22 protein-coding genes and 1 tRNA gene are annotated in these 25,382 nt (G+C 73.6%); 9 read left to right on the top strand and 14 right to left on the bottom strand.

Going from position 1 to position 25,382, the window contains the following annotated elements:
- Positions 1–4: 4 nt before the first annotated feature.
- The 3 genes from ACZ5HG_RS15415 to ACZ5HG_RS15405 all read right to left on the bottom strand — a co-directional run bounded on the left by ACZ5HG_RS15415 (position 5) and on the right by ACZ5HG_RS15405 (position 2,465).
- Positions 5–1,729 (bottom strand): glycohydrolase toxin TNT-related protein, encoded by a 1,725-nt coding sequence (locus tag ACZ5HG_RS15415; RefSeq protein ID WP_464177864.1) that lies wholly within the window; start codon positions 1,727–1,729, stop codon positions 5–7.
- A complete protein-coding gene (locus tag ACZ5HG_RS15410; protein WP_464177863.1) occupies positions 1,726–1,992 on the bottom strand; it encodes a hypothetical protein in 267 nt (88 codons plus the stop codon). Before ACZ5HG_RS15410 ends, ACZ5HG_RS15415 begins: the two co-directional genes overlap by 4 nt.
- A 176-nt stretch (positions 1,993–2,168) precedes the next feature.
- A complete protein-coding gene (locus ACZ5HG_RS15405; protein WP_464177861.1) occupies positions 2,169–2,465 on the bottom strand; it encodes a WXG100 family type VII secretion target in 297 nt (98 codons plus the stop codon).
- 129 nt (positions 2,466–2,594) lie between these two features.
- On the opposite strand from ACZ5HG_RS15405, the gene ACZ5HG_RS15400 reads away from it, so the two are divergent.
- The 3 genes from ACZ5HG_RS15400 to ACZ5HG_RS15390 are packed head-to-tail and all read left to right on the top strand — an operon-like array spanning position 2,595 to position 8,130.
- On the top strand, positions 2,595–6,998 hold the full coding sequence (locus tag ACZ5HG_RS15400) for an FtsK/SpoIIIE domain-containing protein (protein WP_464177859.1): 4,404 nt from the start codon (positions 2,595–2,597) through the stop codon (positions 6,996–6,998).
- On the top strand, positions 6,995–7,615 hold the full coding sequence (locus ACZ5HG_RS15395; protein ID WP_464177857.1) for a hypothetical protein: 621 nt from the start codon (positions 6,995–6,997) through the stop codon (positions 7,613–7,615). The genes ACZ5HG_RS15400 and ACZ5HG_RS15395 overlap by 4 nt, the downstream gene beginning before the upstream one ends.
- A gap of 2 nt (positions 7,616–7,617) precedes the next feature.
- On the top strand, positions 7,618–8,130 hold the full coding sequence (locus ACZ5HG_RS15390) for an FHA domain-containing protein (protein WP_464182184.1): 513 nt from the start codon (positions 7,618–7,620) through the stop codon (positions 8,128–8,130).
- 3 nt (positions 8,131–8,133) lie between these two features.
- Here ACZ5HG_RS15390 and ACZ5HG_RS15385 read toward each other — a convergent pair whose 3' ends face one another.
- The 7 genes from ACZ5HG_RS15385 to ACZ5HG_RS15355 form a co-directional block, all read right to left on the bottom strand.
- Positions 8,134–9,075 (bottom strand): 4-(cytidine 5'-diphospho)-2-C-methyl-D-erythritol kinase, encoded by a 942-nt coding sequence (locus ACZ5HG_RS15385; RefSeq protein WP_464177855.1) that lies wholly within the window; start codon positions 9,073–9,075, stop codon positions 8,134–8,136.
- A gap of 75 nt (positions 9,076–9,150) precedes the next feature.
- A complete protein-coding gene (rsmA, locus tag ACZ5HG_RS15380; RefSeq protein ID WP_464177853.1) occupies positions 9,151–10,113 on the bottom strand; it encodes a 16S rRNA (adenine(1518)-N(6)/adenine(1519)-N(6))-dimethyltransferase RsmA in 963 nt (320 codons plus the stop codon).
- A gap of 22 nt (positions 10,114–10,135) precedes the next feature.
- Positions 10,136–11,380 (bottom strand): transglycosylase family protein, encoded by a 1,245-nt coding sequence (locus ACZ5HG_RS15375; protein WP_464177851.1) that lies wholly within the window; start codon positions 11,378–11,380, stop codon positions 10,136–10,138.
- A gap of 286 nt (positions 11,381–11,666) precedes the next feature.
- Positions 11,667–12,911 carry an aggregation-promoting factor C-terminal-like domain-containing protein gene (locus ACZ5HG_RS15370; RefSeq protein ID WP_464177849.1) on the bottom strand — a complete coding sequence of 415 codons (1,245 nt, stop codon included), beginning with the start codon at positions 12,909–12,911 and terminating at the stop codon, positions 11,667–11,669.
- 130 nt (positions 12,912–13,041) lie between these two features.
- The gene (locus ACZ5HG_RS15365) at positions 13,042–14,025 is read right to left on the bottom strand and encodes a TatD family hydrolase (RefSeq protein ID WP_464177847.1); all 984 of its coding nucleotides are present in this window, start codon (positions 14,023–14,025) and stop codon (positions 13,042–13,044) included.
- A 1-nt stretch (position 14,026) separates the two neighbouring features.
- Positions 14,027–15,820, bottom strand: coding sequence for a methionine--tRNA ligase (gene metG / locus ACZ5HG_RS15360; RefSeq protein WP_464177845.1), 1,794 nt, complete (start codon positions 15,818–15,820; stop codon positions 14,027–14,029).
- 21 nt (positions 15,821–15,841) lie between these two features.
- A complete protein-coding gene (locus tag ACZ5HG_RS15355) occupies positions 15,842–16,525 on the bottom strand; it encodes a response regulator (RefSeq protein WP_464177843.1) in 684 nt (227 codons plus the stop codon).
- 234 nt (positions 16,526–16,759) lie between these two features.
- Here ACZ5HG_RS15355 and ACZ5HG_RS15350 point away from each other — a divergent pair, with 234 nt between their 5' ends.
- Entirely contained in the window at positions 16,760–16,933 is a 174-nt protein-coding gene (locus tag ACZ5HG_RS15350) for a hypothetical protein (RefSeq protein ID WP_464177841.1), read from the top strand.
- Here ACZ5HG_RS15350 and ACZ5HG_RS15345 read toward each other — a convergent pair.
- On the bottom strand, positions 16,930–18,750 hold the full coding sequence (locus ACZ5HG_RS15345; protein ID WP_464177839.1) for an ABC-F family ATP-binding cassette domain-containing protein: 1,821 nt from the start codon (positions 18,748–18,750) through the stop codon (positions 16,930–16,932). The genes ACZ5HG_RS15350 and ACZ5HG_RS15345 overlap by 4 nt on opposite strands.
- A gap of 23 nt (positions 18,751–18,773) precedes the next feature.
- Here ACZ5HG_RS15345 and ACZ5HG_RS15340 point away from each other — a divergent pair, with 23 nt between their 5' ends.
- The 4 genes from ACZ5HG_RS15340 to ACZ5HG_RS15325 all read left to right on the top strand — a co-directional run bounded on the left by ACZ5HG_RS15340 (position 18,774) and on the right by ACZ5HG_RS15325 (position 23,159).
- Complete coding sequence (locus ACZ5HG_RS15340) at positions 18,774–20,105, top strand: sensor histidine kinase (protein WP_464177837.1); 1,332 nt, start codon at positions 18,774–18,776, stop codon at positions 20,103–20,105.
- 34 nt (positions 20,106–20,139) lie between these two features.
- Entirely contained in the window at positions 20,140–20,898 is a 759-nt protein-coding gene (locus tag ACZ5HG_RS15335; protein WP_464177835.1) for a response regulator, read from the top strand.
- Between the two features lie 165 nt (positions 20,899–21,063).
- Complete coding sequence (locus tag ACZ5HG_RS15330; protein WP_464177833.1) at positions 21,064–22,005, top strand: ABC transporter ATP-binding protein; 942 nt, start codon at positions 21,064–21,066, stop codon at positions 22,003–22,005.
- Positions 22,002–23,159 (top strand): ABC transporter permease, encoded by a 1,158-nt coding sequence (locus ACZ5HG_RS15325; protein WP_464177831.1) that lies wholly within the window; start codon positions 22,002–22,004, stop codon positions 23,157–23,159. The genes ACZ5HG_RS15330 and ACZ5HG_RS15325 overlap by 4 nt, the downstream gene beginning before the upstream one ends.
- 72 nt (positions 23,160–23,231) lie before the next feature.
- Here the strand turns inward: ACZ5HG_RS15325 and ACZ5HG_RS15320 are convergent, their stop codons facing one another.
- Both ACZ5HG_RS15320 and ACZ5HG_RS15315 read right to left on the bottom strand, forming a co-directional pair.
- On the bottom strand, positions 23,232–23,768 hold the full coding sequence (locus ACZ5HG_RS15320) for a MarR family winged helix-turn-helix transcriptional regulator (RefSeq protein WP_464177829.1): 537 nt from the start codon (positions 23,766–23,768) through the stop codon (positions 23,232–23,234).
- 144 nt (positions 23,769–23,912) lie between these two features.
- Positions 23,913–24,560 carry a TetR/AcrR family transcriptional regulator gene (locus tag ACZ5HG_RS15315; protein ID WP_464182182.1) on the bottom strand — a complete coding sequence of 216 codons (648 nt, stop codon included), beginning with the start codon at positions 24,558–24,560 and terminating at the stop codon, positions 23,913–23,915.
- 174 nt (positions 24,561–24,734) lie between these two features.
- On the opposite strand from ACZ5HG_RS15315, the gene ACZ5HG_RS15310 reads away from it, so the two are divergent.
- A tRNA-Gln gene (locus ACZ5HG_RS15310) sits at positions 24,735–24,809 on the top strand.
- A gap of 15 nt (positions 24,810–24,824) precedes the next feature.
- Here the strand turns inward: ACZ5HG_RS15310 and ACZ5HG_RS15305 are convergent.
- Complete coding sequence (locus ACZ5HG_RS15305) at positions 24,825–25,349, bottom strand: hypothetical protein (protein ID WP_464177827.1); 525 nt, start codon at positions 25,347–25,349, stop codon at positions 24,825–24,827.
- Between the last annotated feature and the right edge of the window lie 33 nt (positions 25,350–25,382).

Below are 25,382 nucleotides of genomic sequence, written 5' to 3'. Positions count from 1 at the left end.
CGATTCACTTCCACATCTGGTCGATACCGAAGAGGCCGAGCCCCTTAATTTCGTGCGCCTGGAGTTCTCGCCCGTCGAGGAGGAGCACGCATTGTTCAGCGCCGCCGGGTTGCCCGAATCCTGGCGCGGCGACAGACCATTGTACTTCGAGGTCGCCAGAGGTGACGAGCGGGTGTGACATGTCGACTGAATAGTTGTTCCTGGGTGCGGAGAGCCGGTCGGGCGGTACGGCGATCGAAGGAAAATCTGCACCCGGTCGCGAGAAGTAGGAACCGTTGTCGTACCCTGTTCGTGACAACTCGATCTTGTCGAACGCTGATGCAGGAGTGCGCACCTGGGTTCCCGGAATCGCGCCGTCAGACGTTGGAAAGTCCCACCAGCGATCTCCGGAAGCGGGGTCGATGTGGGAGTACTGCGCGAGGAACGCCTCCCTGCTGCCGGTCCCGCCCCATGAGTCGTAGTCGTCCGGCACGATCCGCGCGTTGCTCGGGTGGATCTGCGGGTCTGCGATCTGCTGGGCGGGCGTCCGGGGTGTGCCGTCGCTGTACCGCAGCCCGCACGGGTGCGTGGTCGCGCCGAGGTTCGCCTGAGTCTGTCGGAACCCGGGGGCGATGGCTTCGTTGATGCGTGCGACCCAGGGGTCGGTGATGCGGGTGATGCGGAGCAGGCCTTCGGAGGCGACGCCGCGGGCGGTGCGCAGGAATCCGGTGGCCAGGCCGGTGAAGCGGGGGGCGATGGCGGTCGCGGTGTCGGCGAGGAGGCTGGTGGCGCGTTTGCCTGCCTTGAGCAGGACGCCGCCGGGGACCACGGTCAGCACGACGGAGAGTGCTGCTTGCCAGCCTTCGGCGTCGCCGGCTCGCCAGGCCATGACGTCGTTGAGCATGAGGAGCACGCCGGCGATGGTGGCGATCATCCCGACGATCGCGGCGATGGGTCCGGTGAGGATGAACGCGGCGATGGCGGCAACGATGACCACGACGGTGGCGATGGTGACGATGACGCCCCAGGCGTCGGACTCGTAGATCTTGCGCCAGAGGCTGTTCTCGGGCAATGCCTGGTCGGTGGCCTGCTCGATGCGGTTGATCGCGGTCGCGGCATCTTCTTGGTAAGACGCGGCGGCTTCGGCGACAAGCCGGGCGGCGACGTCCAGACGCGACTGGGCGTCAGCACTCGCACGCTCGGCGGCGGCCCGGGCGGTGGCCGCGGTCGAGGCGGCGCGGCGGGCGCGGGCGATCTCACCCGGGGTCGGTGCGTTCCACCCCGCCGGTGGGGTGGTCGTGGCGTAGCGGACCTGGTTGCGTTCGATCTGCTCCAGAGCGTTGCTGGTGGTGCGGGCGCTGCTCATCGCGGCGTCGAGGGCCACCTGGGCGGCACGCAGGTCGGCGTCGGCGGCACGGGCCTGTTCGAGGCCGCGGTCGGCGCCTGCCTGGTTGTCCTCGAGGCGCCCGGCCCACCAGTTCATCGCGTCGCGCGCAGTGGCGTAGGAGGTCTCGCAGGCCTCGACCTGTGCGGGGAACTGTCCGAGCTGCTCACGGAACGCATCCCCGGCCTGCCCGTGCCAGATCCCCGTCCCCGACGCCTGCAACGCAGCTCGCACGAGCTGGCCGGTCTGGTTCGCCGCCGACGACGTCGCGCCGTAGACGCTCGCGATCTCGCGGACCTGCCAGGACTCGCCCGGGGTCGGATCGGTCCACAGGCCGACGAGCTGCCAGTCACCCGGGCGGCTCACACCGCCCTCGCAGCGCCTGCCGGGCGCGTTCCGCCCTCGCGCAGGGCGGAGGTCAGCTGGGACTCGGTGTCGTCGTAGGCGACGATCGAGTCGCGCAGGATCTGCGCGAGCTGCTCGGCCTGCTTGCGCACGCGGGTGCGGCCGTCGCCCCAGTGGCGCTCGAACCCCGCCACTGCGCTGACCACGCCCTGGTGCCCGACACCCGCCTCGCGCCCGGACAGGCCGGAGACCTCGTTGTCGAGCAGCGCCGCAGCATCGCTCATGCGGGTCGCCAACGAGGACAGAGAATCCCCCGCGACATACAACCGGTCAGCCACCGGATACCTCCCCCTGCGCGGCGTTGCGCCGATGATCGTGATTGACGCGAACAGGCGCGGCACCCGACATTGCCGGGACTTAAGTCCCATTTTTCGGTCGGGTGCCACGCACGTGCGCCATGTCAGCTGCGAACGGCGGAGGCGAGGTCCGAGTCGGTCTGCTCGTAGGCGTTCGCCGCAGCGGTCAGGAACGAGCTCATGCCCTCCAGCCCCGAGATCACCTGACGGATCCCGGAGTCGAACTCCGAGTACGACCCCTGGAACGCGCCCGAGGCGCTGTCCGTCTGGAAACCCGCCGCGACCAGGTTGTCCACCGCGCTCTTGAGCGCCGACAGCTCGTCCTCGACCGTGCGCTGACCGCCTGTCAGCTTGGTCGACACGTCACGCAGCTCCTGGTACGTCACATTCAGGTTGGCCATGCTCGCCCCTGCTCTCGATAGTGCGGGACCCACGCCGAACGAATACCCGCGTGGGATACAGTTCCGCGAAACTAGCACGCCAACACCGCGCGCAATCACGATCTGCGTGCAGCTCCAGGGGGACGACCGGTGCGGCTCACCGTCACGGCGCACGATGCGGCGACACATCACTCGTGCGAGGTATTCCTGGACATTTCGGGCGACATGTCGCTCGTCCGGTTGCAGTCCATCCTGGTGAACCTGCTCGCCGCCGACCTCTCGGGTGCCGACGTGGCGGTCGGGGTCGACGGGACCGTCTACCCGGGCGAGACCCTGATCCGGGACACCGGGATGCGGTCGGGTTCGTGGGTGAGCCTGCTGGGCGTGGGTCACCAGCCGCGCGGGGTCGTCCGCCCGACCCCCGGCCTCGTGCAGATCCGCACCGTGAGCGGGCACGGCGCCGGGCGGGCCCTGCACGCCGGACACGGCACCGTGCATCTCGACGGGACGCCGGTGGCTTTCGTGGTGCACGACGACCGGACGGTCGAGGTGGTGCACCCCGTCCCGGGTGAAGAGAGCGGTGCCGACTCCGCGCCGCCGGAGGTCGACGGCGTGCCCGTGCAGGGCCGGGTCCGGCTGGATCCGGGTGACCAGGTGGTGCTGGCCGACCGGATCGTCGAGGTGCGTGTCGCGACGGCGGAGCCCGCCGCCGTGGAGCCCTCCGCCGACACGGCGACCGTCCGGTACAACCGGCCACCACGGTTCCTGCCTCCCGAGCCGCCGGCGAGGTTCCGGCTGCCGCCGACCCCCGCCGAGCCGGCACGCCAGGGGCTGCCGTGGCTGACGTCGCTCATCCCGCTGGTGTTCTCCGGGGTGATGGCGCTCGCGCTGGCCAATCCGCGGATGCTGGCCTTCGGCCTGATGTCGCCGGTGATGATGATCGGCAACGTCCTGAACAGCCGGAAGCAGGGGCGGTCCCGCTACCGGCAGCAGGTCACGGAGCACGCCGAGCTCACCGCCCGGATCGAGGCGGACGCGGCCGAGGCGCTGGTCCAGGAGCGCTACCGCAGACTGTTCCTCTACCCGGACGCGGCCGAGGTCGCGGTGATCGCGACGACGCCGACGGCGCGCCTGTGGGAGCGCCGCGCCGGTGACGAGCACCATCTCGCGCTCCGGTGCGGCACCGCGTCGCAGCCGTCCGCTGTCCAGCTCGAGGACCCGGAACGGCTCGAGCACGAGCGCACCGTCGTCCGTGAGGTGCGGGACGCCCCGGCTGCGGTGCACCTGCCCACGGAGGGTGTGCTGGGGGTCGCGGGCCCCGACGGGGCGGCCCGTCGTCTCGCCCGGTGGTTCGTCGCGCAGATCGGGGTGCTGCACAGCCCGCGCGACGTGCAGCTCTACCTGCTCAGCACGCCGGACACGCAGCGTGACGGTGCCGCGACCTCCGCCGACTGGGAGTTCGTGACGTGGCTGCCGCACGCTCGTCCGCTGTTCGGCCAGGAGTGCCTGCGGACCGTCGGCTTCGGTGCGCAGTCGCTGGCCCGGCGGATCGCAGAGCTCCAGCAGATCATCGATGTGCGACGCGAGGCGGCACAGCAGCAGGTCCGCACGCGGGAACCGGCGGTCGTGGTCGTGCTCGACGGCGCGCACCGGCTGCGGGCGATGCCCGGGGTGACCCGGGTGCTGACCGAGGGCCCCGCGCTCGGTGTCTACTCGATCTGCCTGGACGACGACGACCGGCTGCTGCCGGAAGAGTGCGCGACAGTTGTCGACATCGCCGGGCCGGAGGCGCTGGTCATCCGTCGTCACCGCGAGGACCCGGTGCCGGGGGTCCGTCCGGACTGGGTGGACGAGGAGTGGCTGGACTGGGTCGGGCGCGCCGTCGCGCCGATGGAGGACGCCAGCCCGCAGGTCTCCGACGCGGCGATCCCCGACAGCAGCCGGCTGCTCGACGTGATCGGGCTGGAGCCGCCGACACCGGACGCGGTGGCGGCACGGTGGCTGCTGAACCCGCGGTCCACCGTGGCGACGGTCGGTGAGTCGATCGACGGGGCGTTCCGGATCGATCTCGCCCACGACGGCCCGCACGCCCTGGTGGCAGGGACCACCGGGAGCGGCAAGAGCGAGCTGCTGCAGACGCTGGTCGCCTCGTTGGCGGTGGCGAACAGCCCCGAGGGCATGACCTTCGTGCTGGTGGACTACAAGGGTGGTGCGGCGTTCAAGGATTGCGTGAACCTGCCGCACACCGTCGGCATGGTGACCGACCTGGACACGCACCTCGTCGAGCGGGCGCTGAAGTCGCTCGGCGCCGAGCTCCGGTACCGCGAGCACGCCCTCGCCGCGGCCGGTGCCAAGGACCTCGAGGACTACCTCGACCTGGTGGCGCGGCGACCGGGCCTGCCGCCGCTACCGCGCCTGGCGATCGTGATCGACGAGTTCGCCTCATTGGCGCGTGAGCTGCCGGACTTCGTCACCGGCCTGGTCAACATCGCCCAGCGCGGCCGGTCGCTCGGCATCCACCTGGTGCTCGCGACCCAGCGCCCGAGCGGGGTCGTGTCCTCGGAGATCCGCGCGAACACCAACCTGCGGATCGCGCTCCGGGTCACCGACGCGGCGGAGAGCGCGGATGTGATCGACGCCCCGGACGCCGCGCGGATCGGCAAGTCGACCCCGGGACGCGCCTATGTGCGCCTCGGGTCCACCTCGCTGATCCCGTTCCAGTCGGGGCGGGTCGGTGGACGACGACGTTCGCCCTCGGTGGCCGAGACGGTCGATGCGCCCGTGGTGCAGCGGGTGGCGCTGGCGGATCTGGCGGGGCCCGCGCCGGAGAGGTCCGGACGCGACACCGCCGACGCCGGTGATGTGGAACGGACCGACCTCTCGGAGCTCGTCCAGGCGGTGCGCGGGGCCGCGGCGTCGCTCGGGGTCCCCGCCCCGCGCCGACCGTGGCTGCCCGCGCTCGCCGATCTGATCACTGTCGCCGACCTGGGCCTGCCCGGGCCGACGGACGCGGGCGCTGCGGTGCCGTTCGGTCGCGAGGACCGCGCGGCGGATCAGCAGCAGCCCCCGGCGCTGCTCGACCTGGAGGGGGAGACCGGCCACCTGGCGATCATCGGTGCCGCCCGATCGGGGCGGACCACCGCGCTCCGCACGATCGCCGCCGGCGTCGCACAGGTCTACCCGGTCGACCAGGCCCACGTGTACGGGATCGACTGCGGGAACGGCGGACTGCTGGTGCTGCGCGACCTGCCGCACGTCGGTGCCGTCACCACGCGGAGCCAGCACGACGAGACCGGACGCCTGGTCGGCCGGCTGCGGGCCGAGCTCAAGCGTCGTCAGGAGCTGCTCGCGACCGCTGGCTTCGCCGGTGCGGGGGAGCAGCGCGCCACCGTGCCCCGCGCGCAACGCCTCCCGCGGATCGTGGTGCTGCTCGACTCGTGGGAGGGCTACGTCGCGGCTTTCGAGCCGGTGGACAACGGGGTGCTGGTCGAAGCGATGACCGTGCTGCTGCGCGAGGGTGCGAGCGCGGGCATCCACGTCGTCGTGACGGGTGATCGTCAGCTCATGAACGGTCGGGTCGGCTCGCTGGTGGACGACAAGATCGCGCTGCGCCTGATCGAGCGGGGCGACTACTCGATGGTCGGCCTCAACCCTCGCACGATCCCGGACGACCTCGTGCCCGGTCGAGGCTTCCGAGCAGGGAGCGGGATCGAGGTGCAGCTGGCGGTCGTGGGCTCGGACGCCTCGGGGCCGGGGCAGCGCGAGTCGATCGCGGGGCTCGCGGCGACGTTGCGAGAGCGTGACCGAGAGGTGCCGCGCGACCGCCGTCCGTTCGGCGTCGAGACGATGCCCGCGCTGCTCGACCCCGCAGACCTGCGCCGCCGTGCGGCCGGCCTGCCGGACGGGGGACTGCTGATCGGGGTCGGTGGCGAGGACGTGGCACCGGTCGCGGTCGATCTGTTCGGCGGACCGGCCGGCTTCGTGATCGGTGGGCCCGGCGCCTCGGGCCGGAGCACGGCGCTGCTGACGCTCACCCGGTCGGCGCTCGACTCGGGTGCTGACGTCGTGGTGCTCGCGCCGCGGTCCAGCCCGCTGCGGTCGCTGCGCGGACCGGGCGTCCGGGCGGTGCTGACGGACGCCGATGTCACGCGCGAGGTGCTCGAACCCTTGCTCGTGACCGAGCCCGGTGGGCCCGGCGTGCTGGTCGCGGTGGACGACGCCGACCTGCTGCGCGACATCGAGGCCGACGCCTGGCTGCGCACGGTGATCCCGCGCGCGGCCGAGAGCAGGCTGGCCTTCGCCCTCGCCGGGCACACCGACGTGCTGTCCAAGGGGTTCTCCGGCTGGCTCGTCGAGGTGCGCAAGTACCGCCAGGGTCTGCTCTTCAAGCCCACGAACCTCGTGGACGGCGACCTGATCGGTGCCCGGCTGCGCCGCAGCGACCTCGACACCGAGCTGCCGGTCGGGCGCGGCTACGCGCAGGTCGGAGCCGCGCCGATGCTCATGGTCCAGGTCGCCCGGACCGTCCCGATCTCCACGGAGGAGCACGCATGACCACCGGCACCGACGCGTTCGGGCTCCGCATCCCGCCGAGCTGGACCGAGGTCGACCTGCGGCCGTCGACCCGCGACGGCGCGGTAGCCGATCTGGTGAACCGACGGATCACCGAGGCCCCGGAGCTGCGTGAGCACCGCGCGCAGCTCGTCCGGTTCCTGCGCGAGCTGACCGCGCAGGCGTGGGACGGCGGCGCCCGCTACTGCGCGATGTTCGCCGAGGCGGCCGGTGACGGCGTCGTGCCCGGGGCTCTCACGGTCACGCTGCTGCCCGCACCGCCCACCGAGCACGGAGACACCCCGGTGGACGCGATCGTCGATCAGCTCCAGCGCTCCCAGCCGCTCGCCGGGGGCGACACCTGGCGATCGGTCACCGTCACCGAGCTGCCCGAGGCGGGCCCGGCCGTGCAGTCCTTCGGGGTGCAGGACGTCGAGATCGACGCGTCCGGGCTCCAGGTGCGCGCGGTCGTGCTGCACACGTTCGTGCCGACCGACGCAGGCGTGTTCCTGATCGCGGGGACGTCACCGGCGGTCGATCTCGCCGAGCCGCTGCTCGAGCTGTTCTCGATGGTGACGGCCACGCTGACCCTGCACGCGCTGGGGCCGGTGGACGCGTGAGGATGCCCAAGCGGCGCGTCGCCGTCGCCGCGCCCGGACCGGTCGCCCCGTTGCCGCCGGCCGCGCTCGTGCAGGTCACCCCACCGCCGCTGCCCACCGTGCGTCCCGGGGCGCCGATGACCCAGACCGGGGCGGCGGCGGTCCCACCGGTGCCGCAGCCGACGGTGGGCGGGCCCGGCACGCAGGTCCGACGCGTCGTGCTGGAGCTGTCGGACGGGACGCAGATCGCGATGCGTGGCACGGTCATCCTCGGACGCCTCCCCTCGGACCCGACGCGCTACGCGCACGCGCTGGCGCTGCCGGACAGCACCCGCACGCTGTCCCGCGACCACCTGGAGGTCGGCCTGACACCGCACGGCCAGGTCTGGGTCAGCGATCTGGGATCGGCCAACGGCACGTATGTCTCCCGCGGTCGGTCCTGGACGCGGCTCAGCCCGCACCAGCGCATCCCGGTGGACGCCGAGGACGTCCTCCGCTTCGCGGACTACGCCCTGCGGGTGCGCGTCGAGGCCTGAGCCTCACAGCACCTCCGACCCTGCGACGACCCGCGCCCCCGCCACCGGGCCGGACGCGGTGAGCACCGAGTCGACCACCCCGGCGGCGGTCATCGCGGCGGCGATCACCAGGGCGTGCTGCCGGCTGCGGGCCAGCGCGGCGACGGTGGGGCCGGAGCCGGAGACCATCACGCCGAGCGCCCCGGCGTCCTCGGCGACGGCCAGGGTCTCGACCAGGTGGGGAGCCAGCTCGACGGCGGCCTGCTGGAGGTCGTTGTGCAGCAGCGCGCCGACGGCGGGGGCGTCCCCGGCGCGCAGGGCGTGCAGCAGGGCGACGTCGGCCTCGGGGTCGATCTCCTCGGGGGCGGCGATCCGGTCGAGCTCGGCGTAGACCTCGGGGGTGGACAGCCCGGAGTCCTGGACGCCGAAGGCCCAGTGGTACTCGCCGCGGCTGAGGGCGGCGGTGAGCAGGTCGCCCCGGCCCTGGCCGACGGCCGTCTGGCCCATCAGCAGGAAGGGCACGTCGGAGCCCAGCCCGGCGGCGAGGTCGTGCAGCTCCTCGCGGCGCAGGGCGGTGCCCCAGTAGGCGTCGCAGGCGAGCAGCGCGGCGGCGGCGTCGGCGGAGCCGCCGGCCATGCCCCCGGCGACCGGGACGCCCTTGTGCAGGTGCAGGTGCACGCCCTCGTCGACGCCGGTGCGCTCGGCCAGCGCCCGGGCGGCGCGCAGGGCGAGGTTGGTGCCGTCGGTGGGGACCTGCTCGGCCTGCGGGCCGCCGACGGTCAGCCGCAGGTCGTCGGAGCGGCTCGCGGTGACGTCCTCGTACACGGACACCGCCTGGAAGACGGTGGCGACGGGGTGGTAGCCGTCGGGGCGGCGCGGGCCGACCCGGAGCGAGAGGTTGACCTTGCCGGGCGCGCGCACGCGCACCTCTCGTCCGGTGCGGGGGGCGAGACGCAGGTCGGTCACGTGCCCCACTGTGCCAGGTCCGCCGGGTGCCGTCGCGGGACCTGCGCCCGTCAGCCCGCGCGGTGCCGCAGCGCCTCAGCCGGCGCGGTGCCGCAGCGCCTCGGCGGGCAGGTGGGTGGCGATCCGGGCGAGCGCGGCGACGTCCAGCTGCTCACCGCGGGCGGTGGGGTCGACGCCGGCGGCGGTCACCGCGCGGGACGCCTCCTCGCTGCTCCCGGCGATCGGGGCGAGCGCGGCGCGGATCATCTTGCGGCGCTGGGCGAACGCGGCGTCCACCACGGCGAACACCTGCTCGCGGGTGGCGGTGGTGACCGGGGGCTCCCGGCGGTCCAGGCGCACCAGCGCGGAGTCGACGTTGGGCACCGGCCAGAACACGCTGCGCCCGACGGTGACGGTGCGGCGCGCGGAGGCGTACCAGGCGGCCTTGGCGGAGGGCACGCCGTAGGTGCGGGATCCGGGCGGGGCGGCCAGCCGGTCGGCGACCTCGGCCTGCACCATCACGAGCACCCGCTCCAGGGTGGGGAACCGCTCCAGGAAGGTCAGCAGCACCGGCACGGAGACGTTGTACGGCAGGTTGGCGACCATCGCGGTCGGTGGGCGGCCGGGCAGCGCGCGCACGTCCAGCGCGTCGCCGCGCACGACGGTCAGGCTCGGTGCCTCGGGCGCCGGACCGGGATCGCCGGCCACCACGTCGGGCAGGTCCACCGTCTCGACCCGGGCGCCGGGCACGTGCCGGGCGATCGTGCCGGGCAGCAGCCCGGCGAGCACCGGGTCGATCTCCACCGCCACGACGTCGGCGCCGGCCTCCAGCAGGCCGAGGGTGAGCGAGCCGAGACCCGGTCCGACCTCGACCACGCGCTCGCCGGGCACCAGGTCCGCGCCACGGACGATCTTGCGCACGGTGCCGCCGTCGAGCACGAAGTTCTGCCCGAGGGTCTTGGTGGGACGGATGCCGGCCTGCTCGGCCAGCGCACGGATCTCCGCCGGACCGAGCAAGGGCCCCGCCTCGGTGGAGACGGGGCCCTCGTTCGTGGTCATGCGGGCGAGCCTACCGGCGCGCTCAGGAGAACAGGTTCTTGCCGCAGTGCGGCCACTGCCCGGCACCGGACCGGTTGTACAGGTCCTGGGCGCGGGCGGTCTGCTCCTCGGCGGAGGCCTCGGAGGGCAGGCCGGCGCCGCCGACCGCCTTCCAGGTGCTCAGCGAGAACTGGTAGAGCCCGTAGTACTTGCCGCTGCCGGACACCGCGTTCGTGCGGCCGCCGGACTCGCAGGCGGCCAGCGCGGCCCAGTTCAGGCCCGCCGCGTCGCCGCCACCGGTGGCCGGGGTCGCCGTGCTGGCGACGGCCGGGCGCTGGGCGGTGCCGACGTTGGTGACCTGGTCCACGGCCGCCTGGGTGACGTCGTCGGACAGCAGGTCGCGGCCGGTCTCCTGGCCGTCGACGGTGGTGACGCGCTCGACCACGGTCCGCACGCCGACGACGCCGGCGGTGGTGACCTTGGACTGTCCGACGTACAGCTCGGCGTCCGGCTGCTCGACGGCGCCGAACGGCACCTCGCTGGTGGTGGTGACGTCCTGCACGACGACCCGGTTGACGACGACCGTCACCCGACCGCCGGTGGTGCTGACGCTGACCCGGTCCAGGGCGCCGAGGATGATGCCCAGGTGGTCCAGGGCCTCGGCGACGGTGGTGGCGCCGTCGTCCACGGTCTGCGTGCCGCCGTCCACGACCACGTCGGCCGGCCCGTCCAGGGTCAGCTCGAGCGAGAGGTCGGGGCGGCCGCCCGCGGTGGACCGGGAGGCGACCAGCCGGACGTCGTCACCCCGGGTGGCGAGCATCTCCAGCGCCTCGTCGGCGGTGAGCGCGGTGGTCCAGAGGGTCTCCTGCGCGCCGTCGGTCTCGACGGTGATCTGGCGGGCGTGCCGCACGACCACGTCGGTGCCGTCGCCCAGGGCGCCTTGCGGGGACACGGTGTCGCGGACGCCGAGGTCCACGCCCTGCTCGTCGAGCAGGCCGTCGACGGAGCCGGCGAAGGTCGACACGTGCGTGACGACCCCGTCCACGTCGAGGCTGACGGTCTTGTGCGCGTCGGCGACGGCGACGCCACCGCTGGCGAGGACGACCACGGCGGTCGCGGCACCGATCAGGCGCACGCGGCCCTGCCGCCTCCGGCGCTCGTCGGGTGCAGTCCTGCGGGTCTGGGACCCGTCCGTCGGGACGTCCGTGGTGTTGCGGACGATCCGGGTGCGGAGGGTGGCCAGGGTGAGGGCGGCGCGCATACGGGCGCGGCGGAGCGTTGAGGTCACGGAGGTCCAGACGACGACGGTCCCGGGCACGGGGTTCGGGTCGCGCCGCGGTCGCGACGCCCGGCGGTGCTGCGCAGGCTCGGCCCCGAGGGGTCGTGCGCGGCGGTGGCGGCCACCTGGAGGGAGGTGTCGCACCCGTCGGTCCCGGATCCCCGATCCGGCTGTCAGCCCGGCGAGGTGCACCGAGCACGGTGCCCGTGGGCCCACCGGAGGGTGACCGTCACGAGCGACACGCGACCGTAACCCATTCGTGATCCGCTGCCAAGCCGGGCGGACCGACCCGCGCTCAGTAGAAGTTGCGCGAGAGGAAGAACGACCAGGCCCCGCAGGGATCGGTGTAGCGGCCCTGGATGTAGTTCAGACCCCAGGTGATCTGCGTGGACGGGTTGGTGCGCCAGTCGTCCGCGACCGACGCCATCTTCGACCCGGGGAGCGCCTGCGGGATGCCGTAGGCGCCGGACGACGTGTTCTCCGCGTTGACCCGCCAGCCGCTCTCCTTGTTCCACAGCTGGACCAGGCAGGCGAACTGGTCGTCGCCCCAGCCGCGCGCGGCGGCGAGCTGCTTGCCGATCTCCTGCGCGGAGCCGGGTTCGACGGAGACGTCGGCGGAGATCTGCATCGTGCCGACCTTGATCACCTGGGTCACCGGCTCCACGGTGATCGCCGAGGCGACCACGGTGCGGGACACGACGGCACCGCCGACGGTCGAGGTGGCGTAGGTGGTGGTGCGCACGCCGGCCTTGCCCTTGGTCTCGACCTTGCGGGTGCCGTTGACCAGCGTCGGGTCCTCGACCTCCTGCTCCTCGAAGGGCACGGCCTCGGTGACGGTCTCGCCGGCGGTGGCCGCGCGGGTGACCAGCACGACCAGCCCGTCGGTGGCGGTGGCGTCCAGCGGCACGGACACCCGGTCGCCCTCGTTCAGCACCAGGCCGATCCCGCGCAGCGCGTCCCGCACGGTCCCCGCGCTGGTCACGCCGTCGATCACCTGGCCGTCGACTGCCAGGTGGATGGTCTTCTGGGTGGAGACCCGCAGCACGTCGCGGCTCAGCGAGGCGGAGCGGGACGCGGAGATCAGGGAGTCGTCGGCCCGCAGGCCCAGGCCGTCGACCGCCTCGCCGACGGTGAGCGCGGTGGTCCACACGGTGCGGGTGGCGCCGTCGACCTCGACGTCGATCTGCCGGCCGTGCTGCACCACGATCTGCCCGCCGTCGGCGATGTGCTCGCCGAGGCCCGGGGCGACCAGGTCGTGCTCGCCGACCTCGACGTCCGCGCTGGCGAGCACCTGGCCGACCGTCCGGCCGAACGCGCTGACCTCGGTGGGAACGCCGTCGACCTCGAGGGTGACGTCCTTGTGCAGGCCGGCGAAGGCGGTGGTGCCGCCGGCGACCAGCACGAGGGCGGCGCCCTGGGCCGCGAAGCGGGTCAGCCGGGAGCGGCGGGGGACCGCGGCACGCTGCCGGCGCAGGTCCCGGCGGCTGGTCGGCAGGCTCGCGCCGTCGTTCAGCACGGGGTGCTCGTCGGGCGCAGGCACGCGGAGGGCTCCAGCACGATCGGGACGCCGGCGTGGAGGGGCGCCGACGGGACAACCGTCCGACCGTAACCGATCCGTGACCCGGAGCGGAAGGCCGCCCCAGTGGAATCCCCCACGTGCGTCGGCAGGATCACCACGCGCCGTAGACCCGCTCGGCGGTCCCGGCCAGCGCCCGGCACGCGTCGGCGAGCGGCAGCCCGCGCTCCTCGGCCACCCGGCGCACGGTCCAGGGCAGCAGGTACGGCGAGTTCGGCCGCCCGCGCAGCGGGTGCGGGGTCAGGTACGGCGCGTCCGTCTCGACCAGCACCAGGTCCAGCGGCACCGTGCGCAGGGCGGCCCGCAGGTCGGTGTTGGCGCCGAAGGTCACCGGCCCCGCGAAGGACAGGAACCAGCCCTGCTCGGCGCACACCTCGGCCATCGCGGCGTCGCCGGAGTAGCAGTGGAAGACGGTCCGTTCCGGGGCGCCGTCGGCCAGCAGCACCTCGATGACGTCTTCGTGGGCGTCGCGGTCGTGGATCTGCAGCGCGAGGTCGAGCTCCTTCGCCAGCGCGATGTGCGCGCGGAACGCCTCGCGCTGCACGGCACGACCCCGGGGTCCGGCACGGAAGAAGTCGAGTCCGGTCTCGCCGATGGCCCGCACCCGCTCGTGCGTGCGCGCGAGGTCCGCCACCCGGCCGATCGCCTCGTCCAGCGGCACCGCGTGCCGGTCCTGCGGGTCGGGCTCCAGCCCGTCCGGCGCGACCTCGTGCACCCCGGCGTGCAGCACGGCCTCGTTGGGGTGGATCGCCAGCGCGCCGAGCAGCGCCCGCCGCCCCGGTCGCAGCACGGCGCCCGGGGGCACGGCCGAGCCGGGTGCGGCGGCGTCGACGGTCAGCGCCGCCGCCGTCCACGCCACCGCGTCCAGGTCGCAGCCGACCTGCACCATCCGGGTCACGCCGACCGACGCCGCCCGGTCCAGGTGGTCGTCCACCGTCGCCGGTGCGGGCGCCGGGTCGTCGCCGCCCGCCGGGGCCGGCATCGCCAGCACCGACTCCAGGTGGGTGTGGTCGTCGACGACGGGCACGGGCAGCGGCTCGGGGACCGGGGGCCAGCCCCGGTCCCGGGAGCGCGCCACCTCAGCCCTGCCGCAGCCGGTCGAGCTCCTCCTCGACGATCGAGTCGTCGAGCTTGGTAAACACCGGCTCCGGCTTGGCGATCGGCGTGCCGGGCACGATCGCGTTCGGCCGCCACGCGGGCACGGTGTCACCGAGCCGGTAGTCGCCGGTGATGATCGGGTAGGCCCGCGACGGGTCGTCCAGGTCGGTGACCTCGTCGATCCGGGGGAGCGGGGCCACCGTGCCGGTGCCGCCGATCGTCTCGTGCACCTGCTGCGCGGAGTGCGGCAGGAACGGCGAGAGCAGCGTGTTGCAGTCCGCGACCGCCTGGAGCGTGGTGTGCAGGACGGTGCCCAGGCGCTCCGGGTCCGTCTTGAGCTTCCAGGGCTCGGTCTCCGACACGTAGCGGTTGGCCTCCTGCACCACCCGCATCGCCTCGGAGATCGCCGCGCGGTGCCGGTGCGTGCCGATCAGCTCGCCGACCCGGCCGAACGCGGTGGTGGTCTGCGCGAGCAGCGCCTCGTCCACCGGCTGGCGCGGGCCCGGCGCGGGGATCTCGCCGAAGTTCTTGTGCACCATGCTCGCCGTGCGGTTGACCAGGTTGCCCCAGCCGGCGACCAGCTCGTCGTTGGTGCGGCGCTTGAAGTCCTGCCAGGTGAAGTCGGCGTCCTGGTTCTCCGGGCCCGCCACCGAGATGAAGTAGCGCAGCGCGTCCGGCTGGTACCGGCTCAGCACGTCGCGGACGTAGATCACCACGCCGCGCGAGGAGGAGAACTGCTTGCCCTCCATGGTGAGGAACTCGCTGGAGACGACCTCGGTGGGCAGGTTGAGGTCACCGTACGGGCCCGGGGCGCCGCTCTTCGACCCGCCGCCGGTGTAGCCGAGCAGCTCCGCCGGCCAGATCTGCGAGTGGAAGGTGATGTTGTCCTTGCCCATGAAGTAGTACGACAGCGACTCGGGATCGGTCCAGAACTGCCGCCACGCCTCCGGGTCGCCGGAGCGTCGCGCCCACTCGATCGACGCGGACAGGTAGCCGATCACCGCGTCGAACCACACGTACAGCCGCTTGTTCGGGTTGGACTCCCAGCCCTCGAGCGGCACCGGGATGCCCCAGTCGATGTCGCGGGTCATCGCGCGCGGGCGCACGTCGTCCAGCAGGTTGAGCGAGAAGTTCAGCACGTTCGGGCGCCAGTCGGTGCGCGTGCGCAGCCAGCCGCCCAGCGCGTCCACGAACGCCGGCAGGTCCAGGAAGAAGTGGTTCGACTCCACGAACTTCGGGGTCTCGCCGTTGATCCGGCTGCGCGGGTTCTTGAGGTCGATCGCGTCGAGCTGGTTGCCGCAGTTGTCGCACTGGTCGCCGCGGGCGCCGTCGTAGCCGCAGATCGGGCAGGTGCCCTCGATGTAGCGGTCCGGCAGCGTGCGCCCGGTGCTCGGGCTGATCGCGTTCATGGTCGTCTGCTCGACCATGTACCCGTTCTTGTGCACCGTGCGGAACATCTCCTGCACGACCGCGTAGTGGTTGCGCGTGGTGGTGCGGGTGAACAGGTCGTACGACAGGCCGAGCTGCGCGAGGTCCTCGACGATCACGCGGTTGTAGCGGTCCGCGAGCTGCTGCGGGCTGACGCCCTCCTGCTCGGCCTGCACCAGGATCGGCGTGCCGTGCTCGTCGGTGCCGGAGACCATGAGGACGTCGTGCCCCGCCATGCGCATGTAACGGCTGAACACGTCGGAGGGGACGCCGAAGCCGGCGACATGACCGATGTGGCGCGGGCCGTTGGCGTAGGGCCAGGCGACGGCGCTGAGGATGCGGGACATGCGTCGATCCTAGTGACGCCGTCAGGGTGCGTCCGCGCGGTCCGCCCCGGCGTGCTCCCGCAGGTCCGCGTGCCGCCGGTACGCGAGCGCCGCCGCGACCCGCGGGTTCCGGTCGGCCGCGACGCCGAGCACCCGGTAGACCGTGGACATCGCCGCCTCGACGGCCTTCGGCGAGATCTCGAGCGCGGCCCCGACGGCGGTGTTGGTCAGGCCGCGCGCGACCAGCCGCAGCACCCGCACCTGCTGGGCGTTCAGCCCCTCGATCGCGTCCCGCTCCCGCCCGAGGTCGCCGCTGCGTGCCGGGTCGATCACCACCCGTCCCTCCGCCACCCAGCGCACCGCCTCCGCCAGCCGGTCGGCCGCCAGCGCCGAGCGCTTGGACAGGAAGCTCCACGGCGAGGCGCACGCCCGCTGGGTCACCAGCATCGGCTCGAGCGCGTCCTGCGCCGACAGCAGCAGCACCCGCAGGTCCGGGTCGGACCGTTGCAGCAGCACCCCGAGCGCGATGCCGTCGCCGTCCGGCAGCCCGACGTCCAGCACCGCGACGTCCGCGGTGCCCCGGGTGATCTGCCGCCGCGCCTGCTCGGCGGTGCCGACGCAGGCGGTGAGCGCCAGGCCGTCCTCGCGCGCCAGGTGCTCGGCGAGCAGCGCGCGCAGCAGCGCGTGGTCCTCGACCAGGGCGACGCGGACGGCGATGTCGGTCATGCGGTGAAGCGTAGGTGCGGGGCGGGTCGGTGACCGGACGACCTGCGCGCCGGAGGGATGCCCAGGGTTTTCCCTCGTGCCGAGGGCTATCCCTGCGGCTTTTCTCGGCATATGGGCGAGGTGCCGCGTGGCCGTTGAGTAGGCCGCGTGCGGGTGGTGTCGTGGGACGGTGCCGCGGGGGCGGTGCCGACGGCCGCCGACCGACCGTCGTGGCGATCGACGGAGGGCCGGGACATGGCACGGACGGCATGGCAGGGCGCCGGCATCGGGGCGCTCGTGCTCCTGGCGGGTCTGCTCGTCGGCTTCTGGCCGGCGACCAGGCTCGGGGCGCTCGTGGTGCTCGCGAGCGTGGTGGTGGTGATCCTGGAGTCGGCGCGCCGTCGCCTCCTCCCGGGGGACGACAGCTAGCCCTCCACAGCCTCCGCGAGCTCCATCCAGCGCTCCTCCTCGGCGGCGAGCTCGGCCTGCCGCGCGTGCTTCTCCTCGCCCAGGGCGGTGAGGCCGCCGTAGTCGGCGGGGTCGTGCTCGGCCATCTTCGTGTCGAGGATCGCGATCTGGCCCTGGATCTTGGACACCCGGCGCTCCACGGCGGCGAGCTCCTTGCGGGCGGCGCGCAGGGCGGCGCCGTCCAGGCCGGGGGCGGCGTCGGCGGGTGCGTCCGCCGGGTCGGCGGCGCGCGCGGCGGTGGGGTGGTCGGACACCGGCCCGCTGCCACCGGCGCGCGAGCGCTCCAGCAGGCGCAGGTACTCGTCCACGCCGCCGGGCACGTGCCGGAACGCGCCGTCGAGCACCGCGTACTGCTGGTCGGTGACGCGCTCCAGCAGGTAGCGGTCGTGCGAGACGACGAGCAGGGTGCCCGGCCAGGTGTCGAGCAGGTCCTCCATGGCGGCGAGCATGTCGGTGTCGAGATCGTTGGACGGCTCGTCCAGCACCAGCACGTTGGGCTCGTCCAGCAGGATCAGCAGCAGCTGGAGCCGACGGCGCTGACCGCCGGACAGGTCCTTGACCGGGGTCGACAGCTGGGCGTTGGTGAAGCCGAGCCGCTCCAGCAGCTGCCCGGGCGACATCTCCTTGCCACCGGCGACGTAGGTGGTGCGGTAGCGGGCGATCACGTCGGACACCCGGTCGTCGGCGATGTCCGCCAGCTCGGCCAGCTCCTGGGTGAGGGTGGCGACCTGGACGGTCTTGCCGCGCTTCACCCGGCCGCTGGTCGGCTTCACGGCACCGGTGACCAGGCCGAGCAGGGTCGACTTGCCGGCGCCGTTCACGCCGAGCACGCCGGTGCGCTCGCCGGGGGCGATCCGCCAGGTGACGTCGTCCAGCACCCGCTTCGGGCCGTAGTGCACCGACACGTCCTCGATGTCCACCACGTCCTTGCCCAGGCGCGCGGTGGCCATCCGGGACAGCTCGACGGGGTTGCGCACCGGCGGCTCGTCGGCGATGAGCACGTTGGCGGCGTCGATCCGGAACTTCGGCTTGGAGGTGCGCGCGGGGGCGCCGCGGCGCAGCCAGGCCAGCTCCTTGCGCATGAGGTTCTGCCGCTTGGCCTCGGAGGCGGCGGCCATCCGGTCACGCTCGACCCGCTGGAGCACGTAGGCGGCGTACCCGCCCTCGAAGGGCTCGACGATCCCGTCGTGCACCTCCCAGGTGGCGGTGCACACCTCGTCCAGGAACCAGCGGTCGTGGGTGACGACCAGCAGCCCGCCGGCGTTCGCGGACCAGCGGCGGTTCAGGTGCCGGGCCAGCCAGGTCACCGCCTCGACGTCGAGGTGGTTGGTCGGCTCGTCCAGCATCAGCACGTCGTCGTCGCCCGCGAGCAGCGCGGCCAGGGCCACCCGTCGGCGCTGACCACCGGACAGGTCGCTGATCCGCTGGTCCCAGGGCAGGTCGCCGACCAGGCCGGAGACGACGTCGCGGATCCGGGCGTCGCCGGCCCACTCGTGCTCGGCGCGGTCGCCGACGACGGCGGTGCCCACCGTGAGCGTCGGGTCGAGGGTGTCCTGCTGGTCCAGCACGCCGACGTGCACGCCGCCGCGCACCGTCACCCGCCCGCCGTGCGGGGCCAGGTTGCCGGCGAGCATCGCCAGCAGCGAGGACTTGCCATCGCCGTTGCGCCCGACGATGCCGACGCGGTCGCCCTCGGACAGCCCGACGGTGACGGAGCCGAAGACCTCCTTGGTGGGGAAGGACAGGTGCAGCGCTTCGCCGCCGAGCAGGTGGGCCATTCCGCCAAGGGTACGGTGACCCGGTGCCGAGCGATCCCGCCGTCGCCCTGGTGGGCGCCGCCCAGGACCCGGACGTCCCCGGCTGGCGACGTCCTCCGATCACCGCCGACGACCGGCGGTCCGACCTGCTGCTCGCGGTCGGCATGCTGGTCGGCTCCGTGCTGAGCATGGCGCTGATGCAGACCGTGGGGCTGTACGACGAGCCCGCCGCCGGCTGGGTGTCGGTGCTGGTGCTCGCCGCGGCGATGCTGCCGCTCGCCTGGCGCCGCACGTGGCCGAGCCAGGTGTCGGTGTGGGTGTCGGCGGTGTTCGTCGCCGCGAGCGTGCTCCAGGTGTCGGAGACGCTGTTCCTCAACATCGCGCTCTTCATGGCCATCTACACGGTCGGCGCCTGGGAGCACCGGCGCATGGTCGCGCTGTGGGTGCGCGTGGGGATCATCGTCGGGATGTTCGTCTGGGTGCTCGGCACGGTGTTCCAGGCGATCACCGACCCGGACGCGATCCCCGGGCTGTCCCGTGCCGGGGCGTTCTCGCCGCTGGTGTCGTACCTGATGGTGCAGGTGCTGACGAACATCCTGTACTTCGCCGGTGCCTACTACTTCGGCGAGCACGCCTGGCAGGCCGCCCGTGAGCGGGCCCGCACCGCCTGGCGCGGCCGGCTGCTCACCGCCGAGCGGCAGCGCGTCGAGGAGCAGGCCGTGGCGATCGAGCGGCTGCGGATCGCCCGCGAGCTGCACGACGCGGTGGCGCACCACGTCTCGATGATGGGCGTGCAGGCCGCCGCCGCGCGCTCGGTGCTGGGCGCCGACCCCGCGCTCGCGGCCGAGGCGCTGGAGCACGTCGAGGACTCCGCCCGCGACGCGATCCGCGAGCTGCACGGCATGCTCAGCACGCTGCGCTCCGCCGACCCGGACGCCGAGGACACCGAGGCCGGTGCCGCCCTCGCCTCGCTGACCGTCGAGCAGATCCCGGTGCTGGTGGACCAGGCCGGCGAGGGCGGGACGCGTGCGCGCTTCCAGGTGGTCGGCGACGCGGTGCCGCTGCCGCCGCTGGTGTCGCTCAACCTGTACCGGATCGCCCAGGAGGCGCTGACCAACGCCCGCAAGCACGCCGGGGTCGGCGCGCGGGTGGACGTGCGGCTGCGCTACGCCCCCGACGCGGTCGAGCTGGAGGTCGCCGACGACGGGACGGGCGTGCGACGCGGCCGGGTGCCGTCCGGCGGGCTCGGTCAGGTCGGGATGCGGGAACGGGTCGCGGCGGACGGCGGCACGCTCGAGGTCGGGCCGCGGGCGCGCGGCGGGTACCTGGTGCGGGCGCGGGTGCCGATCGCGGCGCCGCGGGCGGGGACTGCGTGAGATGACGGGCACGACGGATGGGGACGCAGGGCAGATGGACGCGGGGCAGATGACGGACGAGACACCGGGCTTCGGGCCGGACCGGCCGGTGCGGGTGGTGCTGGCCGACGACCAGGCGCTGCTGCGCGCCGGGCTGGCGACGATCCTCGGCACCTTCGACGACATCACCGTGGTCGGTCAGGCCGCCACCGGGCGGGAGGCGGTCGCGCAGGCGCGGGCGCTGGCGCCGGACGTGGTGTGCATGGACGTGCAGATGCCGGACATGGACGGCCTGGAGGCGACCCGGCAGATCGTCGCGGACCCCCAGGTGCGCAGCGCCGTGCTGGTGCTGACCACGTTCAACCGGGACGACTACCTGCTGGAGTCCCTGCAGTCCGGCGCGGCCGGGTTCCTGCTGAAGAACTCCCGGCCCGAGCAGCTCGCCGACGCGGTGCGCGCGGTGGCCGCCGGTGACGCGCTGCTCTCCCCGGAGGTGACCCGGGCGGTGATCGCGCGGGCGGTCTCCGGCGGCGGTGCCGGTGCGGGCGCCGGTGCGACGGCCGCCACCGCGAGCCACGGGCAGTGCCCCGGCGGGTCGACCTGCCCGGACGCGGTGGGCTCGCTGACCGAGCGCGAGCTGGAGGTGCTGCGGCTGGTGGCGCGCGGGCTGAGCAACGACGAGATCGCCGCGGACCTGGTGCTCGGCCGCGCCACCGTGAAGACCCACGTGTCGAACGTGCTGATGAAGCTCTCCCTGCGCGACCGGGTGCAGGCGGTGGTCTTCGCCTACGAGCACGGCCTGACGGGGGAGTGATCCCCGCCTGACGGACCAGGCGCCTCCCCCTCGGGACGGAGGCGCCGCCCACCTCGCCGGCCTGCGGGTTCAGCCCCGCGCCGGAGGTGCCGGCACCGGTCGGTTGCCTAGCGTTGACCTCAGGCGGCCCGAGGGGTCGCGACGGACGACGAGGGTGGGAGAGACATGCTGGAGCTCGCGGGCATCAACCGGTCCTTCGGGGACCGCCAGGTGCTGCACGACGTGGGGTTCACGGTGCAGCGCGGCACGCTGACCGGCTTCGTCGGGGGGAACGGCGCCGGCAAGACCACGACCATGCGGATCGTGCTGGGCGTGCTCAGCGCCGACTCCGGCACGATCACGCTGGACGGCTCGCCGCTGACCGACGACGGCCGGCGGTCCTTCGGGTACATGCCCGAGGAGCGCGGCCTCTACCCGAAGATGAAGATCGGCGAGCAGATCGCCTACCTGGCGCGGCTGCACGGCTACGACCGCCGGGACGCCACCGCCCGCTCGCACGCGCTGCTGGAGCGGCTCGGCCTCGGCGAGCGCCTGGACGACGCGGTGGACGACCTGTCGCTCGGCAACCAGCAGCGGGCGCAGATCGCCGCGGCGCTGGTGCACGAGCCCGAGGTGCTGATCCTGGACGAGCCGTTCTCCGGCCTCGACCCGATGGCGGTCGACGTGGTGCTCGGGGTGCTCCAGGAGCACGCCGACCGCGGGGTGCCGGTGCTGTTCTCCTCCCACCAGCTCGACGTGGTCGAGCGGCTCTGCGACGACCTGGTGGTGATCGCCGGCGGGAAGATCCGTGCCGCCGGGCACCGCGAGGAGCTGCGCGAGCAGTACGCCGAGCCCCGGTACGAGATCGCCTCCGGCGGCGACATGGGCTGGCTGCGCACCGAGCCCGGCGTGCAGGTGGTCGAGTTCGACGGCGGCTACGCCCTGTTCGACGCCGACGAGGCCACCGCCCAGCGCGTGCTGCGGACGGCCCTCGACGCCGCCCCGGTCACGCAGTTCGCCCCGGTCCGCCCCCGGCTGGCCGAGATCTTCCGCGACATCGTCACCGACGAGGAGCGCCACGACGACGCGCCCGCCGCCGGCGCCCGCCAGAAGGAGACCGTCCGATGAGCACCCCCACGCCGCGCTCCGCCGCGCGCCCCACGCAGCGCCCCGCCGCCCGCCCGACGCACCCGAGCACCGTGCAGACGACCCTGATGGTCGCCGAGCGCGAGATCACCACGCAGGTGCGCTCCAAGTCCTTCCTGATCTCGACCGCGGTGCTGCTGGTGCTGATCCTCGGCGGGATTGTGCTGTCCAGCGTGCTCGGCGACTCGATGGCCGGCGGCGACACGAAGGTGGCCGTCGTCCCGGAGACCGCCGCGGTGGTGGACGGCGTCGACGGGCTGGAGGCCGTGACCGCCGACAGCGCGGATGCCGCGCGCACCCTGGTCGAGGACGGCGAGGCGGAGGCCGCCGTGCTGCCCGACGACGACCCGGACAACGTGCTCGGGATCGTCGTGGTCGGCCTGGACTCCGCCCCGGACGGCGTGCTCTCCGCGCTCGCGGTCACCCCGCCGGTCGAGCTGATCGACGAGCCCACCACCAGCGAGGGACTGCGCTACATCGTCTCGCTCGCCTTCGGCCTGGCGTTCATGATGTCCGCGCTGTCCTTCGGCAGCACGATCGCGCAGAACACCGTGCAGGAGAAGCAGTCCCGGATCGTGGAGATCCTGCTGTCCAGCGTCCCGCCGCGCGGGCTGCTCGCCGGCAAGATCCTCGGCAACAGCGCGCTCGCCTTCGGGCAGACCGCCGCCATCGCCGCCACCGCCGTGATCGGCCTGGTCGTCACCGGTCAGCAGGACGTGCTCAGCCTGGTCGGCGCCCCGGTCGCCTGGTTCGTGCTGTTCTTCATCGTCGGCTTCGTGCTGCTCGCCGGGATCTTCGCGGCCAGCGCGTCGCTGGTCTCCCGGATCGAGGACACCGGCCCGGTGCTCACCCCGGTGATGATGCTGGTGATGATCCCGTACTTCCTGGTCGTGGTGTTCAACGACAACTCGCTGGTGCTGACCGTGATGTCCTACGTGCCGTTCAGCGCCCCGGTCGGCATGCCGGTGCGGCTGTTCCTCGGCGAGGCGTCCTGGTGGGAGCCGCTGCTGTCGCTCGGCATCCTCGCGCTGTCGGCCGTGGCCGTGATCGCGATCGGCGCGCGGATCTACGAGCGGTCCGTGCTGCGCACCGGCCGTCGGGTCAAGCTGTCGGAGGCGCTGAGCAAGGCCGCCTGAGCGGTCGAGCGGGTGGCCCCCGGTCCTGGCGAACGCGCCGGGACCGGGGGTCGCGTGCGTCCGGGGTCCACGTCAGGGGGTGTCGAAGGGGGCGACGACCACGCGCAGCAGATCGGCCAGCCGGGTGCGCTCCGCCTCGTCCAGCCCGGCGAGCAGCCGGCGCTCGACCTCCAGCAGGCTCGACATCGCCGCGTCCACCCGGTGCAGCCCCTCGTCGGTCAGGCTCACCAGCACCCCGCGCCGGTCGTCCGGGGAGGGCAGCCGCTCGACCAGGGCGCGTGCGGCCAGCCGGTCGATCCGGTTCGTCATCGTCCCGCTGGTCACGAGCGTCTGGGTCAGCAGCGCCCCCGGCGACATCCGGTAGGGCGCCCCCGCGCGACGCAGCGCGGACAGCACGTCGAACTCCCAGGTCTCCAGCCCGTGGTGCGCGAACGCCCCGCGCCGGGCCAGGTCGAGGTGCCGGGCCAGCCGGCTCACCCGGGACAGCACCGCCAGCGGGGCGACGTCCAGGTCCGGCCGCTCGTGCGCCCACGCCTCGACGATCCGGTCCACCTCGTCGCGGGGCCCGAGCGCACCCGCCTCACCTGCGGGCTGGAGGTCACCGGACATGCGGGCGAGGCTACTCGACGCGGCGCGATCCACCCCCTCCGCGCGGCGAGTTGTCAGGAGTTGTCGCTTCGCGGCGGCTCGAAGCGACAAGAACTGACAACTCGGCGCGGCGCGGGCGAGTGCGCGGATGGGCCGCGCGCGGGGTCAGTCGCCCTGGTCGGGCGCGGGGGCCTTGCGGCGGCGCGGGGCGGGCTGCTGCGCGGTGCTGAGCCGGGGGCGTCGCTCCAGGCCGGACAGCCCGTTCCACGCCAGGTTCACCAGGTGCGCGGCCACGTCCGCCTTCTTCGGGCTGCGGGCGTCCAGCCAGTGCTGACCGGTGAGCGCCACCATGCCGACCAGCATCTGCGCGTAGATCGGGGCGGTGCGCGGGTCCAGGCCCTGCCGCGTGAACTGCTCCGCCAGCAGGTGCTCCACCTGCGTCGCCACGTCACCGATCAGGCTGGAGAACGTCCCCGTCGCCTGCGCAACCGGCGAGTCGCGCACCAGGATCCGGAAGCCGTCCTCGGAGTCCTCGATGTAGCCGAGCAGCGCCAGCGCCGAGCGCTCCACCATCACCTTGGGGTGGCCGCCGCCGTCCAGCGCCCCGGACAGCGCCGAGGTCAGCGCCTGGATCTCCCGGTCGACCACGACCGCGTAGACGCCCTCCTTGCCGCCGAAGTGCTCGTACACCACCGGCTTGGACACCTCGGCACGCGCGGCGATCTCCTCGACGGAGGTCCCCTCGAAGCCCTTCTCCGCGAACAGCCGGCGGCTCACGTCCAGCAGCTGCTCACGCCGCTGGGTCGCGGTCATCCGGGCGCGCGTCGGGCGCGCGGGGCGTCGAGGATCAGCAGCCATCCGGCCATCTTGGCAGGCCGTCGGCATCGGTGGGGCGTCCGTCCCGCGCCCCGGCAGGTCCGGGCCGGTCGCCGGTGCTGGCAGACTGGCAGCCGACGCGATGCGCGGCCGGCGGCCGGGTGGTCGCGGTCCGCCCTGGTGTAACGGCAGCACGCAGGCCTTTGGAGCCTTGCAGTCCGGGTTCGAATCCTGGGGGCGGAGCCAGCAGCGCTCAGCGGATCAGCACCCGCACTCCGTGCCCCACCGCTCCGCCAGCCACGCCGCCTCCTCGCCCGCCGGCACCCCGGTCGCCGCCGCGAGGTCGGCCAGCACCTCCGTCGGCAGCGCCAGCGCCCGCCGGGCCGCGGGGTGCGCGACCAGCAGGTGCGCGGCGGCGGCCAGCACGTCGACGTCCCGGGCCCAGCACCCGCCGATGTAGCCGTCGCACTCGATCTGCTGCTCGCCGTCGTGGGTGCAGACGGTGACCTGCACCGGGGCGATCGAGGGCTCCCACGGCAGGCCGACGCCCTCCGAGACCGCGGCGAGCAGCACGGAGGCGGCGCCGGGGCGGCGGGAGCGGCGGCGCGGGACGTCGACCTCGACGGACAGCACCGTGTCCCAGGGGTGCACGGCGATCGGCGCGTCGACACCGTGGCGGCGGTGGGTGAGCGCGTCCGGGATGAGCAGCAGGTGGGTGCCGGTGGGGTCGCCCCAGACCAGGCCGTCGGTGGTGGCGGTGGCGTAGCCGACGCGAGAGGCAGTCATCGTCCGGTGAACGTGCCGGACGGCGCGGGGGTT

Source organism: Cellulomonas sp. GTC20042 (genome assembly GCF_055389595.1).
This window is presented reverse-complemented; position numbering and strand designations above follow the sequence as displayed.

Coding starts and splice junctions, on each gene's coding strand:
- ACZ5HG_RS15410 (WP_464177863.1), bottom strand. CDS start 1,992: ATGAGCGATGCTGCGGCGCTGCTCGACAACGAGGTCTCCGGCCTGTCC.
- ACZ5HG_RS15405 (WP_464177861.1), bottom strand. CDS start 2,465: ATGGCCAACCTGAATGTGACGTACCAGGAGCTGCGTGACGTGTCGACC.
- ACZ5HG_RS15395 (WP_464177857.1), top strand. CDS start 6,995: ATGACCACCGGCACCGACGCGTTCGGGCTCCGCATCCCGCCGAGCTGG.
- ACZ5HG_RS15390 (WP_464182184.1), top strand. CDS start 7,618: ATGCCCAAGCGGCGCGTCGCCGTCGCCGCGCCCGGACCGGTCGCCCCG.
- rsmA (WP_464177853.1), bottom strand. CDS start 10,113: ATGACCACGAACGAGGGCCCCGTCTCCACCGAGGCGGGGCCCTTGCTC.
- metG (WP_464177845.1), bottom strand. CDS start 15,820: ATGTCCCGCATCCTCAGCGCCGTCGCCTGGCCCTACGCCAACGGCCCG.
- ACZ5HG_RS15355 (WP_464177843.1), bottom strand. CDS start 16,525: ATGACCGACATCGCCGTCCGCGTCGCCCTGGTCGAGGACCACGCGCTG.
- ACZ5HG_RS15350 (WP_464177841.1), top strand. CDS start 16,760: ATGGCACGGACGGCATGGCAGGGCGCCGGCATCGGGGCGCTCGTGCTC.
- ACZ5HG_RS15345 (WP_464177839.1), bottom strand. CDS start 18,750: ATGGCCCACCTGCTCGGCGGCGAAGCGCTGCACCTGTCCTTCCCCACC.
- ACZ5HG_RS15335 (WP_464177835.1), top strand. CDS start 20,140: ATGGACGCGGGGCAGATGACGGACGAGACACCGGGCTTCGGGCCGGAC.
- ACZ5HG_RS15330 (WP_464177833.1), top strand. CDS start 21,064: ATGCTGGAGCTCGCGGGCATCAACCGGTCCTTCGGGGACCGCCAGGTG.
- ACZ5HG_RS15325 (WP_464177831.1), top strand. CDS start 22,002: ATGAGCACCCCCACGCCGCGCTCCGCCGCGCGCCCCACGCAGCGCCCC.
- ACZ5HG_RS15320 (WP_464177829.1), bottom strand. CDS start 23,768: ATGTCCGGTGACCTCCAGCCCGCAGGTGAGGCGGGTGCGCTCGGGCCC.
- ACZ5HG_RS15315 (WP_464182182.1), bottom strand. CDS start 24,560: ATGACCGCGACCCAGCGGCGTGAGCAGCTGCTGGACGTGAGCCGCCGG.
- ACZ5HG_RS15305 (WP_464177827.1), bottom strand. CDS start 25,349: ATGACTGCCTCTCGCGTCGGCTACGCCACCGCCACCACCGACGGCCTG.